Here is a 14458-nt window from a genome sequence, read left to right on the forward strand (position 1 = left end):
GCGGCGACCGGGGACGATGAGCGCCTACGGGCGGTCGACGGGGCAGCCGATACACAAAGGGAATCAAGGCGACCGGGGGCGACACACCCGGGGCCGCTAACCTTACGTGTCCGCCCTGGCCAGGGATGATCCTCCCAGTACGGACATTCACCGCACCCAACTCATGCGAAAGGCCTCGCCCATGGGTATTCGGAGCTTGCTGCGCAAGGTGTTCGGACGTGACCGTGCGGAACTGCACGAGGAGTCTCCGGCGACCTCCGTCCCTCCCCAGACGGAACGGGTCGCGCCTGAGGAGCCCGTGTCGGTGACGGTCCCGTCCCCGGCCTCGGCCGAACGGACCTCGTCCGAGGGCACGACGGAGCGGACGGCCGAGCGGTCGCCCGAGAAGGCGCCGGACCGTCCGGCGGAGAGGTCGACGGAGCGTTCGACGGAGCGGTCGACGGACGGCGCGGCGGACAGGGACGCGGAGACGGCGGCCAAGCTCGCCGCCGACGACCTGGTGGCGGCTGCCTTCGACAACCCGAAGGTCCCGCAGGCCCGCTCGGCGGAGACTTCCAAGCCGGAGCCGGTCGAGACGGTCGAGGCGGAACCGGTGGTGGCCGAGACCGAGGCTGAGGCTGAGGCCGACGTACCGGCGGTCGAGCCGGAGCCGGTCGTCGAAGCCGAGCCGGTCCAGGCCGAGGCCGAGGAACCGGCGGTAGAGACTGAGCCCGAGCCGGTCGCCGCCGAGGTCGAAGCGGAGGTCGAAGCGGAGCCGGTCGCCGCCGAGGTCGAAGCGGAGGTCGAAGCGGAGCCGGTCGCAGCCGAGGCTGAGCCCACCGCCACCCCGGAGCCCACCGCCACCGAGGCCCCGGAGGCCATCGAGGTCACCGAGGCTCCGGAGGTCATCGAGGCCACCGAGCCCACCCCCGTCGCCGAGGTCACCGAGCCCACCCCCGTCGCCGAGGTCACCGAGCCCACCCCCGTCGCCGCCCCCGTCCTCGAGGTCGCCGACGACACCGAGGCCTTCCCCACCACCCCCGCCACCACCCTCGCCCGGATCAAGGCCGACGCGCCCCACCTCGTCGACGCCTTCAAGGCCGCCGGGGCCGTGCTCAAGAAGCAGGGGCTCACCGGCGCGCGGGCCGCCGTGTATCTCGTCGTCGACCGCTCCGGCTCGATGCGCGGGTACTTCAAGGACGGCTCCGTCCAGCGCCTCGCCGAGCAGACCGTCGCCCTCGCCGCTCACCTCGACGAGGACGCCACCGTCACCGCGGTCTTCTTCTCCACCGACATCGACGGCACCGCCGAGCTGACGCCGGCCACGCTCGACGAGAACCGCATCGAGACGATCAACGCGGGCCTCGGCCGCCTGGGCCGCACCAACTACCACCGTGCCGTCGAAGAGGTCCTCGCCCACCACGAGAAGGCCGACCCGACCCGGCCGGCGTTCGTCGTCTTCCAGACCGACGGCGCTCCGGAGTCGAAGACCGCCGCCACCGAGGCGCTGGCCCAGGCCGCCGACCGCCCGATCCACTGGCAGTTCGTGGCCTGGGGCGACGAGGACAACAAGGCCTTCGACTACCTTCGTAAGCTCACCGCTCCCCGTACCGGCCACTTCCTGGCCGGCCCGACCCCCGCCGAGACCGCGCACCCCGCCTTCTTCCGGGGCCTGCTCGCCGGCTGGGAGCCCCGGCAGGACGAGCTCTAGGCGACGGCAACGGCCTGGTCGGGCAGCGTCACCGTCACGACCAGGCCGCCCCCGTCCGCCGCCCCGCGGGCCACCGCCCGTACCGTCCCCCCGTGCGCGTCGACGATCGACCGTACGATCGAAAGCCCGAGCCCCGCGCCCGGGCCCATCCGGTCGCGGCCCTCCCCCCGGCGGAACGGCTCGAAGAGCCCCGGCACCTCCTCGGCGGGGACCACCGGCCCGGTGTTGACGACGATCACCTGACCGCCCGCGACGGTCACCTCCACGCGGCCCTCCGGCACGTTGTAGGCGAGGGCGTTGGCGACGAGGTTCCGTACGAGCTGCCCGAGCAGTACCCGACTACCGCTGACGACGACGTCGGGGCCCGCGTCGCACTCGACCGCCGGGACCACCCCGTACCTCTCGCATTCCTCCGCCACCACCTCCCCCAGCCGCACGTCCTCCCGCTCCTCGAGCCCCCGCTCGCTCCGGGCGAGGACCAGCAGCCCCTCGATGAGCCGCTCGCTGCGCCGGTTGCTGTCGAGGAGGACCTGCTTGACGTCCGAGGAGTCGTCGATCCCGATCTGGATCGCGGCCCGCTGGGTGGCGAGCGGGGTCCGCAGCTCGTGGGAGGCGTTCGCGATGAACCGCCGCTGGCTGTCGAAGGCCTTCTCCAGGCGGCCGAGCAGCGCGTCGATCGTGTCGCCGAGCTCCTTCAGCTCGTCGTCGGGGCCGCTCGCCGCGATCCTCTCGTGCAGGTTCCGCTCGGACAGCTTCCGCGCCCGCGCCGTCATCTCGTGGACGGGCCGCAGCACCCGCCCCGCCGTCCACCAGCCGACCGCGACGGCGACGAAGGCCATGACGACGAGGGCGAGGCACGACCACATGAGCATCTGCTCGCCGGCGGCCCGGCTGACGTCGTCGCTCAGCCGGTAGGCGGTGACGGTCTCGAAGGGCGCCACCACCCGGACCCGCGCCGCTATGGCCTCGGCCTCCCCTTCCGTACCGGCGCGGGAGAGCAGGTTCACGACCGTCAGCAGGCAGCCGCCGAGGACGACGAAGACCCCGCCGTACACGAGCGCGATACGCGTCCGGATCGTGGACCCCGCGCCGATCGACCCCGCGCCCCTCACAGCGCGTACCCCACACCCTGGACCGTGCGGATCAGCACCGGCTCCCCCAGCTTTCCGCGGAGTTTGCTCATGCAGACCCGTACGGCTCCGGTGAACGGATCGGTGTGCGCGTCCCAGGCGCGCTCCAACAGCTCCTCCGCCGACACCGTCGCGCCGTCCGCCTCCAGGAGGATCTGCAGCACGGAGAACTCCTTCGGCGACAGTTCGAGATCCCGCCCGTCGCGCGCGGCGGTCCGCCGCACCGTGTCGAGGCGCACCCCCTCGCGTTCGAGGAGCGGCGGTACGGGACGGGCGCTGCGCCGGCGAAGGGCCCGGACCCGGGAGACCAGCTCGGGGAACTCGAAGGGCTTGCCGAGGTAGTCGTCCGCCCCGAGGTCGAGCCCCTCGACGCGGTCCTCGGTGCTCGCGGAGGCGGTGAGCATCAGGATCCGGGTCCTGGCCGCGGCGGCGACGAGCCGGCGGGCCACCTCGTCGCCGTGGACGCGGGGCAGGTCGCGGTCGAGGACGACGACGTCGTAGTCGTGCAGCCCCAGGTAGGCGAGGGCGGCGTCGCCGCTGTAGACGGTGTCGACGGCGAAGCCGGCCCGGCGCAGTCCCGTGGCGACGAGCTCGGCGAGGACCTGCTCGTCCTCGGCGACCAGTACGCGCATGCTGTCTTCCTCGCTGTTGTGCTCGCTGTTGTGCACAGTGCTTTCTACGCCGGGGAACGTTTCGCGGACCTCTCCGTCTCCCGGCCCGCTCCTCCCCGCCCTTATCGATGTGAGTGGATCTTGAACTGCCCGTTAGGATTTCGACCATGGCGGCCACTGGATCCGAGAAGCAGGGGGCGAAGGCGTACTACGTCTCGACCCCCATCTACTACGTCAACGACGCTCCTCACCTGGGCCACGCCTACACGACCGTCGCAGGCGACGTGCTCACGCGCTGGCACCGTCAGCGCGGCGAGAAGGTGTGGTACCTCACCGGCACGGACGAGCACGGTCAGAAGATCATGCGCACCGCGGAGGCGAACGGCGTCAGCCCGCAGGAGTGGTGCGACAAGCTCGTCGAGGAGGCGTGGAAGCCCCTCTGGGAGCACCTGAACATCGCGAACGACGATTTCATCCGGACGACGGAGAAGCGTCACACGGACCGCGTCCAGGAATTCGTGCAGGACCTGTACGACAAGGGCGAGATCTACAAGGGCGGGTACGAAGGCCCGTACTGCGTGGGCTGTGAGGAGTACAAACTCCCGGGCGATCTCATCGAGGCCGAGGACGGCACGAAGCTGTGCGCCGTCCACAAGAGGCCGGTGGAGATCCTCAAGGAGGAGAACTACTTCTTCAAGCTGAGCGAGTACGGCCCGAAGCTGCTGGAGTTCTACGAGGCGAACCCGGACTTCGTCCAGCCCGAGTCGGCCCGTAACGAGGTCCTGAACTTCGTACGGCAGGGCCTTCAGGACCTCTCCATCTCGCGCTCCACCTTCGACTGGGGCATCCCGATCCCGTGGGACGACAAGCACGTCATCTACGTGTGGATCGACGCGCTCCTGAACTACGCGACGGCCGTGGGCTACGGCTCGAACCAGGCGAAGTTCGACGAGACGTTCCCGGCCGACGTGCACCTGGTCGGCAAGGACATCCTGCGCTTCCACGCGATCATCTGGCCGGCGATGCTGATGGCCCAGGGCCTGCCGGTGCCCGGCAAGGTCGCGGCCAACGGCTGGCTGATGGTCGGCGGCGAGAAGATGTCGAAGTCGAACCTGACCGGCATCAAGCCGCAGGACCTGACCTCGCACTTCGGCGTGGACGCGTACCGCTGGTACTTCCTGCGGGCGATCGCGTTCGGCCAGGACGGCTCGTTCTCCTGGGAGGACTTCACCGCCCGCTACACCTCCGAGCTCGCCAACGACTACGGCAACCTCGCCTCGCGGGTGGCTGCCATGGTCGGCAAGTACTTCGGCGGCGCCCTCCCGGCCGCGACGGCCGACGGCGACGCGGAGAAGGCGGTCCACGAGGGCCTGGTGAAGGCGGTCGCGGAGGCGGACCGGAAGATCGGCGAGGAGCTGGACTTCCAGGGCGGCATCCTGGCGATCTTCGACTTCGTGAAGCAGGTCAACGGCTACATCACGGAGCAGGAGCCGTGGAAGGTCGCCAAGGACGAATCCGAGGCGGGCCGCGCCCGGCTGGCGACGATCCTCTACACGGCCGCCGAGTCGCTCCGCGCGGTCGCGGTCCTGCTCAACCCGATCATGCCGGAGACCTCCCAGAAGCTCTGGGACTCCCTGGGCGCCGAACCGGGCCTGGGCGCCCTGTCCGGCCAGCCGGTCCAGTCGGCCGGCGAGTGGGGCCGCCTCCCGGTCGGCTCGACGGTGACGAAGGGCGCGGTCCTCTTCCCGCGCCTGGAGGACCCGAAGAAGGACTGACCTCGATCGAGGGGGAGACCGACCCTCTTCCCCGCTCGCACAGGCCGTGGCCGCCGCTCCCTCCGGGGGGCGGCGGCCATCGTCGTACGCGGACGGACGCGGCGGAACCGAGGCGTCCGCGTGGCTGAACGGGACCGGTCACCATGGCGGTTGACATACGTTCTAGAGCATGTCCATGCCGCCGCCCTCAGGGCCACCCGCGCACCAGAGCCCGCCACCCCCGCCGTACCCGCAGCCGAACACGTACGGACCGCCGTACCCGCAGCCGAACGCGTACGGGCCAGGCCCCGCGCAATCGCCGTACCCGCAGCCGAACACGTACGGGCCGGGCCCCGCGCAATCGCCGTACTACCCGCCGCAGGGCGGCTGGGGCGGGCCCCCGCCCCCACCCATGCCGCCGCCGCCGAAGAAGAACCGGACCGGTCTGACTCTCGGGATCGTCGCCGCGTCCATCGCCGGCGTTCTGGCGCTTTCGTGGATCGGTAACGGGGGCCTTCGCGGCAGCTCGGGCTCCGGGGCCTACCCCGCCGCGACGCACCGGCTCGCCCTCCCGAAGACGCTTCTGGACGGCCGGTACACACTCGCCGACGACCGCTCGGGCCAGGCCGACGCGGGGCTCGACAACGCGAGCGAGGCCGTCATCCGCGACCCGAAGGGCGTGATGGGCCAGTACACGACCGCCGGGGAGGCCGGGGCCGGGGTCCTGGTCGTCTCCGGCCTGTACGGGCGGATCAAGGATCCGGACCTGGCCAGGGAGAAGATCCTCAAAGGCGCCCGCGAGGCGGCGGGCACCAGCGTGCTCGTCCCGCCGAAGGACGTCACCCCGTCCGGGGCGAACACGACGGTGACATGCCAGGTCCTGGCCACGGAGCAGTCGGGCGGAGGCCGGGTGACGTACCCCATGTGCGCATGGGCGGACGAGAACACCAACGCGGCCGTCGCGGAGATGACGACGGAGTCCGCGGGCCTGAGCCCAGAGTCCGTCGACCTGACGAAGGCGGCCCAGACCACGCTCAAGGTCCGCGAGGAGACACGCCGCCCGCTCGGCTGACCTCGGGAGGTTGGCGGGGCTGAGCGGACGGGCGCGGCCCGGCACATACGTGCCGGGCCGCCCTCACAGACCACGGGTCGTTCTCGGCCAACGTGATTGCAGTCGGAAAGGAGAGCGTGCGACGATCGCACGCGTGTGCGTGACGGGGGAGGGGCTCATGCGACTGTCCGATCTGGCAGTTACATCGATGGCGACACTGGCATCAACACCGGCACCGGCACCGGCAGAGCCATCTGTTGACGCACGACGCGAGTTCGCCACCCTGCTAGGTACGTTCCGGCGCACGGCGGTGCTGGTGCCGATCGATCCGTACGGGAGTCTCTGGTCCGCGGACCAGGGTGGGGTGCGGTGGATCTGCGCGTTCTCGAACGAGGAGACGCTGGCCGGCTTCGCACGGGCACAGGGCAACGCCCACCGGACGTGGGAGTACCGGACGGTCCTGGGGGCCCGGCTGCTGGACGTACTCGTACCGAAGCTCGGCGTGCCCGCCGGAGTGGCGCTGGACGCGGGCAGCGAGGACGGTGTGCTGTTCCCGCCGGTCGAGGGTGTCGTACCGGCGTCGGCGGCGGTGGATCTCGGGGGTAGGGCATGAGCGGGCGTGATCCGGACCTGGCGGCGCCGGAGGGCGCGCTCGAACAGATCGCGAGCGGCATCGACAAGGCGCACGGAGAGCTGAAGGACCTGTCGATCGGCCAGCAGGCCATCACGGGCCGAGGGTTCTCCGAACTCTCACTGTCGGGTGTGCAGTTGGGGCATCAGGGGCTGGCGGAGCAGTTCGGGACGTTCTGCGACCGCTGGGGCTGGGGTGTGCGCGATCTGATGCAGAAGGCGAACCTGTTCACGGCCGCACTGGGGGTGTCGGCGGGCGCGTTCGGCGAGCAGGAGCGCTACGTCAAGGACACGATCAAGATCGCGACGAACGCCGTCAACGGCAATCCGCACCTGTCCGAGGACGAGGTCAAGCAGAAGAGCTGGGACGAGATCAGCTCCCAGCGCCCCACCGACGGCGCCGACTGGCGCCCGGAGTCGTTCCGCGAGGCGAACGCTGAGGTCGAGCAGATCTGGCGGGACACGGCGTACGACGTCGAGGACGGGCTGCTCGACTCGATGGGCAACGCCGGTGTCATCGACCCGGTGCAGCGTGCGGCGATGGACGAACAGCTGCGTGAGGGCCTCGATCCGACGGAAGAAGCCGTGCGGCGAGCGCAGGAACCGAACTGGGGAGAGCGCTGACGATGCCGGAATGGGGGGAATTGTTCGAGGGCGGCAAGAGGCTGGTCGGCGAGAGCATCGACGGCGTCACGAACATCGTCGGTGACGGCCTGGAGTACGTGGGCGCGGAAGGCGCCGCCGACAAGGTCGAGGACTGGGGCGACCGCACCGCCTCCTCGCTGGGCGCGGAGGTGGGCGAGGCGCGGCTCGGCCAGTCCGAGGAGCCCGACGAGCTCGTCCACGGCAAGGCCTCAGACATCACGGCCACCGTGAAGAACCTGCGTGACTTCCAGTCGGCGTTCGAAAGCGTCGGCCGAGGGCTGAAAGCGCTGGACTCCGGCCGGTGGAAGGGCGCGGCGGCCGATGCCTTCCGGGAGAAGTTCCAGGCAGTGCCGACGGACTGGCTGCACGCGGCCGACGCGTTCGAGGCGGCCGCCAATGCCCTGGCGGCGTACGGCACGACCGTCACCTGGGCGCAGGGCAAGGCCCGTGAGGCGATCACCCTGTACAAGCAGGGAAACGATTCCTCGACGGCGGCGCTGGCCGCGTACGAGAAGCAGGTCGCCGCCTACGAGGCTTCGCTCGGCGGCGCGAAGCCGCTGCCCTGCCCCGCTCCGGGGACGGACCCCGGCGAGGCCCAGCGGGCCCGTGCCGAGGAGATCCTCGCCGACGCCCGGCGGCAGCGGAACGAGGCGGCCCAGACGGCGAAGACGGCGATCGCGGCCGCCCTGGCCCACGCCCCGGCCGAGCCTTCGGCCGGCGACCGGCTCAAGGCCGACTTCGTCGACTACGCCCTCGGTCAGGGAGCCGAGCGGCTGCACCTCGCGGGCGGTGTCGTGAAGGGCGTCGTCGGCATCACCAACTTCGTCCGCTCGGTCCACCCCCTCGACGCGTACAACCTGACGCACCCGGCCGAGTACTACAAGAACGTCAACATGACCCTGGCGGGCCTCGCCTCCACGGCCGCCCACCCGGACCGTGCGCTGAAGGGCGCCTGGGAGTCGGCGAAGGGCGACCCGAGCGAATTCCTGGGCCGCCTGATCCCGGAGCTCTTCGGGACGAAGGGCCTGGGCGGCGCGAAGACGCTCACGCGGGTGTCGGACCTGGCGGACAACCCTCAAGGCACAGGCCGGGCGGGGCAGGCGGAGGACCCGCACGGCACGAGCCGCTGCCTGACGGACAGGACGTGCAAGGGAGACCCCGTCGACATGGCGACGGGCCGCATGGTGCTCCCGCAGACCGACATCACGCTGCCCGGCCTGCTGCCCGTGGTCCTCACCCGCACCTTCGAGTCGTCCTACCGCGCCGGCCGCTGGTTCGGCCCGACGTGGGCGAGCACGCTCGATCAGCGCCTGGAGATCGACGCCGAGGGCGTGGTCCTCCTCTGCGAGGACAGCAGTCTGCTGGCATACCCGCACCCGGCGCCCGGGGTCCCGACCCTGCCCACGCACGGCAGCCGGCGGTGGACGCTGGACCGCGACGGCGACACGTACACGGTCACGGACCCGGGCACGGGCCGCGTCCTGCACTTCGTGGTGCACTCCGCCGACCTGGCTCTCCTCGCCCAGATCGACGACCGCAACGGCAACTGGATCACCTTCGAGTACGACGAGACGGGCGCCCCGACCTCTGTCGTCCACCACGGCGGCTACCACCTGAAACTCACGACGAACGACGGCCGGGTGACGGCGCTCCACCTCGCGGGAGCAGCGCCGGACGGCTCCGACCAGGAGATCCTGCGCTACGGCTACACGGACGGCCACCTGACCGAGGTCACCAACTCATCCGGAGTCCCCGTCCGTTTCGGGTGCGATGTTTCGGGTCGCATCACCTCGTGGACGGACACCAACGGAAGCCGCTTCGACTACGTCTACGACGACCAGGACCGCTGCACCTACCAGTCGGGCATGAACGGCCACCTCGAAACCACCTTCACCTGGGACGGCGTCGACCCGGCGACGGGCCTGCGCCTGACCACCCTGACCGATGGCATGGGGCACACCGAGCGCCACCTGGTCAACGACCGGGCGCAGGTCGTGGCGGAGATCGACGCCGTGGGCGCGGTCACGCGCTATGAGTACGACAGCCGCAACAGGATGCTGTCGCACACCGATCCGCTGGGGCACTGCAACCGTGTCACCTACGACGAACACGGCCGGCCGACCACGGTGGAGCGCTGGGACGGACGCCGGGCGCGAGCCGAGTACGACGATGCCGGACTCCCGGTGCGCGTCATCGGTACGGACGGCAACGCCGTGCGTCAGACGTTCGACTCGCGGGGCAACCGCACGACGGTCACCGAACCCACCGGAGCGACGACGCGCTACACGTACGACGCGTCGGGGCACGTGCGATCCATCACCGACGCCCTGGGCAACACCTCGACCGTGGAGTGCGACGCGGCGGGACTGGTCGTCTCCTTCACCGACCCGCTCGGCGGGACCACACGCTATGTGCGCGACGCGTTCGGCCGTCCTATGACCGTGGTGGACGAGCTGGGAGCGACCACCAGCTTCGAGTGGACAGTCGAGGGGAAGCTCGCGCGTCGCGTGGACGCCGACCGAAGCGAACAGCGGTGGACCTACGACGGCGAGGGCAACCGCACCAGCCACACCGACGCCCTGGGCGGAGTCACCGTGTACGAGTACACGGACTTCGACCTGCTGGTGGGCCGGACCGGCCCGGACGGAGCACGGTACGCCTTCGCCTACGACTCGAACCTGCGCCTGACCCAGGTCACCGATCCGCGGGGCTTGAACTGGACCTACGCGTACGATCCCGTCGGCCGGGTCATAGGCGAGACGGACTTCGACGGTCGCACGCTCACGTACACGTACGACCCGGGCGGCCGGCTCACCTCCCGGACGAACGGTCTGGGGCAGCGGATCCGGTACGAACACAATGGGCTGGGCCAGGTCGTGCTCAAGGACGTCGTCGGCGCGGTCACGACGTTCGAGTACGACATCTTCGACGAGCTGGCACAGGCGGTCGGCGCCGACGCCACCCTCACGCGGCTGCGCGACCGCTTCGGACGCCTCGAGTCGGAGACCGTGAACGGCCGCACCGTCACCTTCGAGTACGACGCGCTGGGCCGACGAACCGGTAGGACGACCCCCGGCGGCGCTGTCAGTGCGTGGACGTACGACCCGGCCGGGCGCAGAACCTCGCTTACGACTTCGGGGCGCACCCTCACGTTCGCATACGACGCAGCAGGACAGGAGCTGGCCCGCCACATCGGGGAGAGCATCACCTTCCAGCATTCCTTCGATGTCATGGGGCGCCTCAAGAGCCAACAGGTCGTCGGCGGCGGCAGCACCCTCCAGCGGCGCGGATACGAGTATCGGGAGGACGGCAGCCTCTCCGGCGTCGACGACCTGCTGACCGGTGGCCGCCGTTTCGAGCTGGACCCGATCGGACGGGTGACGACGGTCCGTGCGGAGAACTGGACCGAGGAGTACGTCTACGACTCGGCAGGCAACCTGAGCGCGGCCTCCTGGCCGGAGTCCCACCCCGGCCAGGAGGTCACCGGTGCTCGTAGCTACTCCGGCACACGCATCTCCCGGGCCGGCAGCGTCCGTTACGAGTACGACGCCCAGGGGCGGACCGTCCTCCGCCAGAAGACGCGGCTCTCACGCAAGGCCGATACGTGGCACTACGAATGGGACGCGGAGGACCGGCTCGTATCGGTGACCACTCCCGAGGGAGGTCTCTGGCGGTACCGGTACGACGCGCTCGGCCGCCGTATCGCGAAGGAGCGCCGTTCGGCCGACGGGTGCACGGTTCTGGAGGAGATCACGTTCACCTGGGACGGCGTCACGTTGTGCGAGGAGAGGACGCTGGGTGCCGACGCTCCCCACGCGGTCACCCTCACGTGGGATCACGACGAGTTCCGGCCGCTGGCCCAGACGGAACGCATCTCGGGGCGGGACGCCGCGCAAGAGACCTTCGACGAGCGGTTCTTCGCCATCGTCACCGACCTGGTGGGCAGCCCGACCGAACTCGTCGAAGAGTCCGGATCTCTCGCATGGCGCAGTCGCCGCACGCTGTGGGGCGCCACGACGTGGGCGTCGGACAGTACGGCCTACACCCCGCTGCGCTTTCCCGGGCAGTATTTCGACTCTGAAAGCCTGCTGCATTACAACTACTTCCGGTATTACGACCCCGAAATCTCGCACTACGTCAGTCCGGATCCGATCGGGTTGGAGGGCGGTCCCAATCCGCGCTGGTACGGACCCAACCCGTACACGTGGATGGACCCCCTCGGACTGGCGCTGTGCCGGGCGAAACCCAGAATGGAGGACGGCAACGCGAAGCAGGGGTGGCGACACATCGACGAAAGGCACATCAGCGGTACGGCCAAGGGGGGCCATGGCGATCTCATGCCTCCCACCACGACACGCGCGCAGGTGGAGGCAGCGGCGGAGAAAATGGTGGAGAAGGGAAACCGCGTTTCCGATCCGAACAATCAGTACCAGACGTTCGAAAAGCGGATGACGGTCAACGGAATGCGGGCCAACTACCGTCTGGTCGTGGACTCCACCGACGGAAATCGCATCGTCACCTTCTTCCCCATAGGAAAGAGCTACAGACCGTGATCAAGATGACGTTCACAGTCCGCCCCGACCAGGGCGAACCCAGTGACTTCGACCTCGGGGACATCACTTGCGAGGGGGAGAACGGGTCTGTGGGGTCGGCGGGCCATGTCCCGGACCAAGGGATGATGATCTACCTGTCGATCCCCCTCCTTCTCGACTCGCTTCGGCCCCTCTTCAGCGGCGAGAAGAAGGCGGTTTCCTTCGTGGGCACCGACACGTCGTTCCGGCTCGACTTCAAGCGCGACCGCAAGGGGATCGTCGCGGTTTCCGCGAAGGGGACGGCGCTGGGGAGGTGCACTCCCGCAGAGCTCGCGGACGCGGTTCTCCGGGCTGTCCAAGAACTCGAGGAGCAATCCCTTTCGACTCTTCCCGCGGGGAGCGGTGCGAGAAGCGATCTCGTCTCCTCCATGGAGAGGTTCCGCGCGTCGGTCGCGTGATGCTCCGTGGAACGCTGAAGGGCCCGGGATCCGAAGATCCCGGGCCCTTCAGCTGCTCAAAAGGTGAGTGACTACCGCGCCGCGTCCGGGTGGACCGCTTCCGTGATCGGGCGGGTGTCGGCGGGCTTCTCCTTCGCCACCGGCTTGCGGAGCTGGAGGTTCAGCTCGCGCAGGCGGGCCTCGTCCAGTTCCGTCGGGGCGCCCATCAGGAGGTCCTGGGCGTTGCCGTTGAGCGGGAAGGCGATCGTTTCGCGGATGTTCGGCTCGTCGGCCAGGAGCATCACGATGCGGTCCACGCCCGGGGCGATGCCGCCGTGCGGCGGGGCGCCGTACTCGAAGGCGCGGAGCATGCCCGCGAACTCGTGCTCGACCGTCTCGCGGGAGTAACCCGCGATCTCGAAGGCCTTGAACATGATCTCGGGCTCGTGGTTCCGGATCGCGCCCGAGGACAGCTCGATGCCGTTGCAGACGATGTCGTACTGCCAGCCGAGGACGTCCAGCGGGTCCTGGGTCTCCAGGGCCTCCAGGCCGCCCTGCGGCATCGAGAACGGGTTGTGCGAGAAGTCGATCTTGCCGGTCTCCTCGTCCTTCTCGTACATCGGGAAGTCGACGATCCACGCGAACCGGAAGACGTTCTCCTCGAACCGGCCGGCGCGCTTCGCGGCCTCGACCCGGACCGGGCCCATGATCTTGGAGACCTCGTCGAACTCGCCCGCGCCGAAGAAGACCGCGTGGCCGGGGGCCAGGCCGAGGCGCTCGGTGAGGACCTTGACGTTCTCCTCGGTGAGGAACTTGGCGATCGGGCCGGTGAGGGCGTTCCCCTCGCCGACGCGGACCCACGCCAGGCCCTTCGCGCCGAGGGAGACCGCGAAGTCGCCCAGCGAGTCGAAGAACTTGCGCGGCTGGTCACCCGTGTCCGGCACCGCAAGGGCACGCACGTGCTTGCCCGCGAAGGCCTTGAACTCGGAGTTCTCGAAGACGTCGGAGATGTCGACGAGCTCCAGGTCGGTGCGCAGGTCCGGCTTGTCGTTGCCGTACTTGAGCATCGACTCGCGGAACGGGATCCGCGGGAACGGGGACGTGACGTGCCGCCCGCCGCCGAACTCCTCGAAGATCTCCGTCATGAGCTTCTCGATCGGCTGGAAGACGTCCTCCTGCTCGACGAAGCTCATCTCGACGTCGAGCTGGTAGAACTCGCCCGGCGAACGGTCGGCGCGGGCGTCCTCGTCGCGGAAGCAGGGCGCGATCTGGAAGTAGCGGTCGAAGCCGGAGATCATCAGCAGCTGCTTGAACTGCTGCGGCGCCTGCGGCAGGGCGTAGAACTTGCCCGGGTTCAGCCGGGACGGGACGACGAAGTCGCGGGCGCCCTCGGGGGAGGTCGCGGCGAGGATCGGGGTCGCCATCTCGTTGAAGCCGAGGGCCACCATCTTGGAGCGGATCGCGGCGATGACCGCGGAACGCAGCATGATGTTGCGGTGCATGCGCTCACGGCGCAGGTCGAGGAAGCGGTACTCCAGGCGCCGCTCCTCGTTCACGCCGTCGTCGTGGTTGACGGCGAACGGGATCTGCTTGGCCGCGCCCAGGACCTCGACCGCGCCGACCTCGATCTCGATCTCACCGGTCGCGAGGTCCGGGTTGACGTTCTCGGCGCCACGCGAGACGACCTTGCCGTCCACGCGGATGACGGTTTCCTTCGTCAGCTTGTCGAGCACCTCGGCGGCGGCGGTGCCGGGCCGGGCGACGAGCTGCGTGATGCCGTAGTGGTCGCGCAGATCGATGAAGAGGATGCCGCCCAGGTCGCGCCGATTGTGCAGCCAGCCGCTCAGCCGGACGTCGGTACCGACGTCAGAGGCGCGGAGCTCGCCGCAGGTGTGGGACCTGTACCGATGCATCGTCGTTCATCCAGTCTTCGGAAATCGGTGGGGAGCCTGAATACATCCAGGCCCGTCAAGGGTAC

The 14458-nt window shown here is 69.6% G+C and carries 10 protein-coding genes; 7 read left to right on the forward strand and 3 right to left on the reverse strand.

Features of this window, described 5'->3' with window-relative positions:
* Positions 1-304 precede the first annotated feature (304 nt).
* A complete protein-coding gene (locus ACF06X_RS32210) occupies positions 305-1690 on the forward strand; it encodes a VWA domain-containing protein (protein WP_392290848.1) in 1386 nt (461 codons plus the stop codon).
* Here ACF06X_RS32210 and ACF06X_RS32215 read toward each other — a convergent pair.
* Positions 1687-2802, reverse strand: a complete 1116-nt coding sequence (locus ACF06X_RS32215) for a sensor histidine kinase (protein ID WP_392290849.1) — start codon at positions 2800-2802, stop codon at positions 1687-1689. The two genes, ACF06X_RS32210 and ACF06X_RS32215, sit on opposite strands and share 4 nt — an antisense overlap.
* Positions 2799-3452 (reverse strand): response regulator transcription factor, encoded by a 654-nt coding sequence (locus ACF06X_RS32220; RefSeq protein WP_392290850.1) that lies wholly within the window; start codon positions 3450-3452, stop codon positions 2799-2801. Before ACF06X_RS32220 ends, ACF06X_RS32215 begins: the two co-directional genes overlap by 4 nt.
* A 146-nt stretch (positions 3453-3598) precedes the next feature.
* Between ACF06X_RS32220 and metG the strand changes: the two genes are divergently transcribed.
* The 6 genes from metG (at position 3599) to ACF06X_RS32250 (ending at position 12501) form a co-directional block, all read left to right on the forward strand.
* Positions 3599-5206: a methionine--tRNA ligase gene (gene metG / locus ACF06X_RS32225; RefSeq protein ID WP_392290851.1), complete on the forward strand. Its 1608-nt coding sequence runs from the start codon at positions 3599-3601 to the stop codon at positions 5204-5206.
* Positions 5207-5375: 169 nt separating this feature from the next.
* Complete coding sequence (locus ACF06X_RS32230) at positions 5376-6257, forward strand: hypothetical protein (protein ID WP_392290852.1); 882 nt, start codon at positions 5376-5378, stop codon at positions 6255-6257.
* 187 nt (positions 6258-6444) lie between these two features.
* Positions 6445-6849 carry an SseB family protein gene (locus tag ACF06X_RS32235; protein ID WP_392290853.1) on the forward strand — a complete coding sequence of 135 codons (405 nt, stop codon included), beginning with the start codon at positions 6445-6447 and terminating at the stop codon, positions 6847-6849.
* The gene (locus ACF06X_RS32240; RefSeq protein ID WP_392290854.1) at positions 6846-7490 is read left to right on the forward strand and encodes a hypothetical protein; all 645 of its coding nucleotides are present in this window, start codon (positions 6846-6848) and stop codon (positions 7488-7490) included. Before ACF06X_RS32235 ends, ACF06X_RS32240 begins: the two co-directional genes overlap by 4 nt.
* Before the next feature lie 2 nt (positions 7491-7492).
* The gene (locus ACF06X_RS32245) at positions 7493-12064 is read left to right on the forward strand and encodes a putative T7SS-secreted protein (protein WP_392290855.1); all 4572 of its coding nucleotides are present in this window, start codon (positions 7493-7495) and stop codon (positions 12062-12064) included.
* Positions 12061-12501 carry a hypothetical protein gene (locus tag ACF06X_RS32250; protein WP_392290856.1) on the forward strand — a complete coding sequence of 147 codons (441 nt, stop codon included), beginning with the start codon at positions 12061-12063 and terminating at the stop codon, positions 12499-12501. Before ACF06X_RS32245 ends, ACF06X_RS32250 begins: the two co-directional genes overlap by 4 nt.
* Positions 12502-12572: 71 nt before the next feature.
* Here ACF06X_RS32250 and aspS read toward each other — a convergent pair whose 3' ends face one another.
* Positions 12573-14393 (reverse strand): aspartate--tRNA ligase, encoded by a 1821-nt coding sequence (gene aspS, locus ACF06X_RS32255; protein ID WP_392290857.1) that lies wholly within the window; start codon positions 14391-14393, stop codon positions 12573-12575.
* Positions 14394-14458 lie beyond the last annotated feature (65 nt).

This window comes from Streptomyces sp. NPDC015346 (assembly GCF_043078785.1).
Lineage (GTDB): Bacteria > Actinomycetota > Actinomycetes > Streptomycetales > Streptomycetaceae > Streptomyces.

What these genes read in the sequence shown, in the direction of transcription:
- ACF06X_RS32245 (WP_392290855.1), top strand. Translation starts at nt 7,493, where the DNA reads ATGCCGGAATGGGGGGAATTGTTCGAGGGCGGCAAGAGGCTGGTCGGC.
- ACF06X_RS32220 (WP_392290850.1), bottom strand. Translation starts at nt 3,452, where the DNA reads ATGCGCGTACTGGTCGCCGAGGACGAGCAGGTCCTCGCCGAGCTCGTC.
- ACF06X_RS32240 (WP_392290854.1), top strand. Translation starts at nt 6,846, where the DNA reads ATGAGCGGGCGTGATCCGGACCTGGCGGCGCCGGAGGGCGCGCTCGAA.
- ACF06X_RS32230 (WP_392290852.1), top strand. Translation starts at nt 5,376, where the DNA reads ATGTCCATGCCGCCGCCCTCAGGGCCACCCGCGCACCAGAGCCCGCCA.
- aspS (WP_392290857.1), bottom strand. Translation starts at nt 14,393, where the DNA reads ATGCATCGGTACAGGTCCCACACCTGCGGCGAGCTCCGCGCCTCTGAC.
- metG (WP_392290851.1), top strand. Translation starts at nt 3,599, where the DNA reads ATGGCGGCCACTGGATCCGAGAAGCAGGGGGCGAAGGCGTACTACGTC.
- ACF06X_RS32235 (WP_392290853.1), top strand. Translation starts at nt 6,445, where the DNA reads ATGGCGACACTGGCATCAACACCGGCACCGGCACCGGCAGAGCCATCT.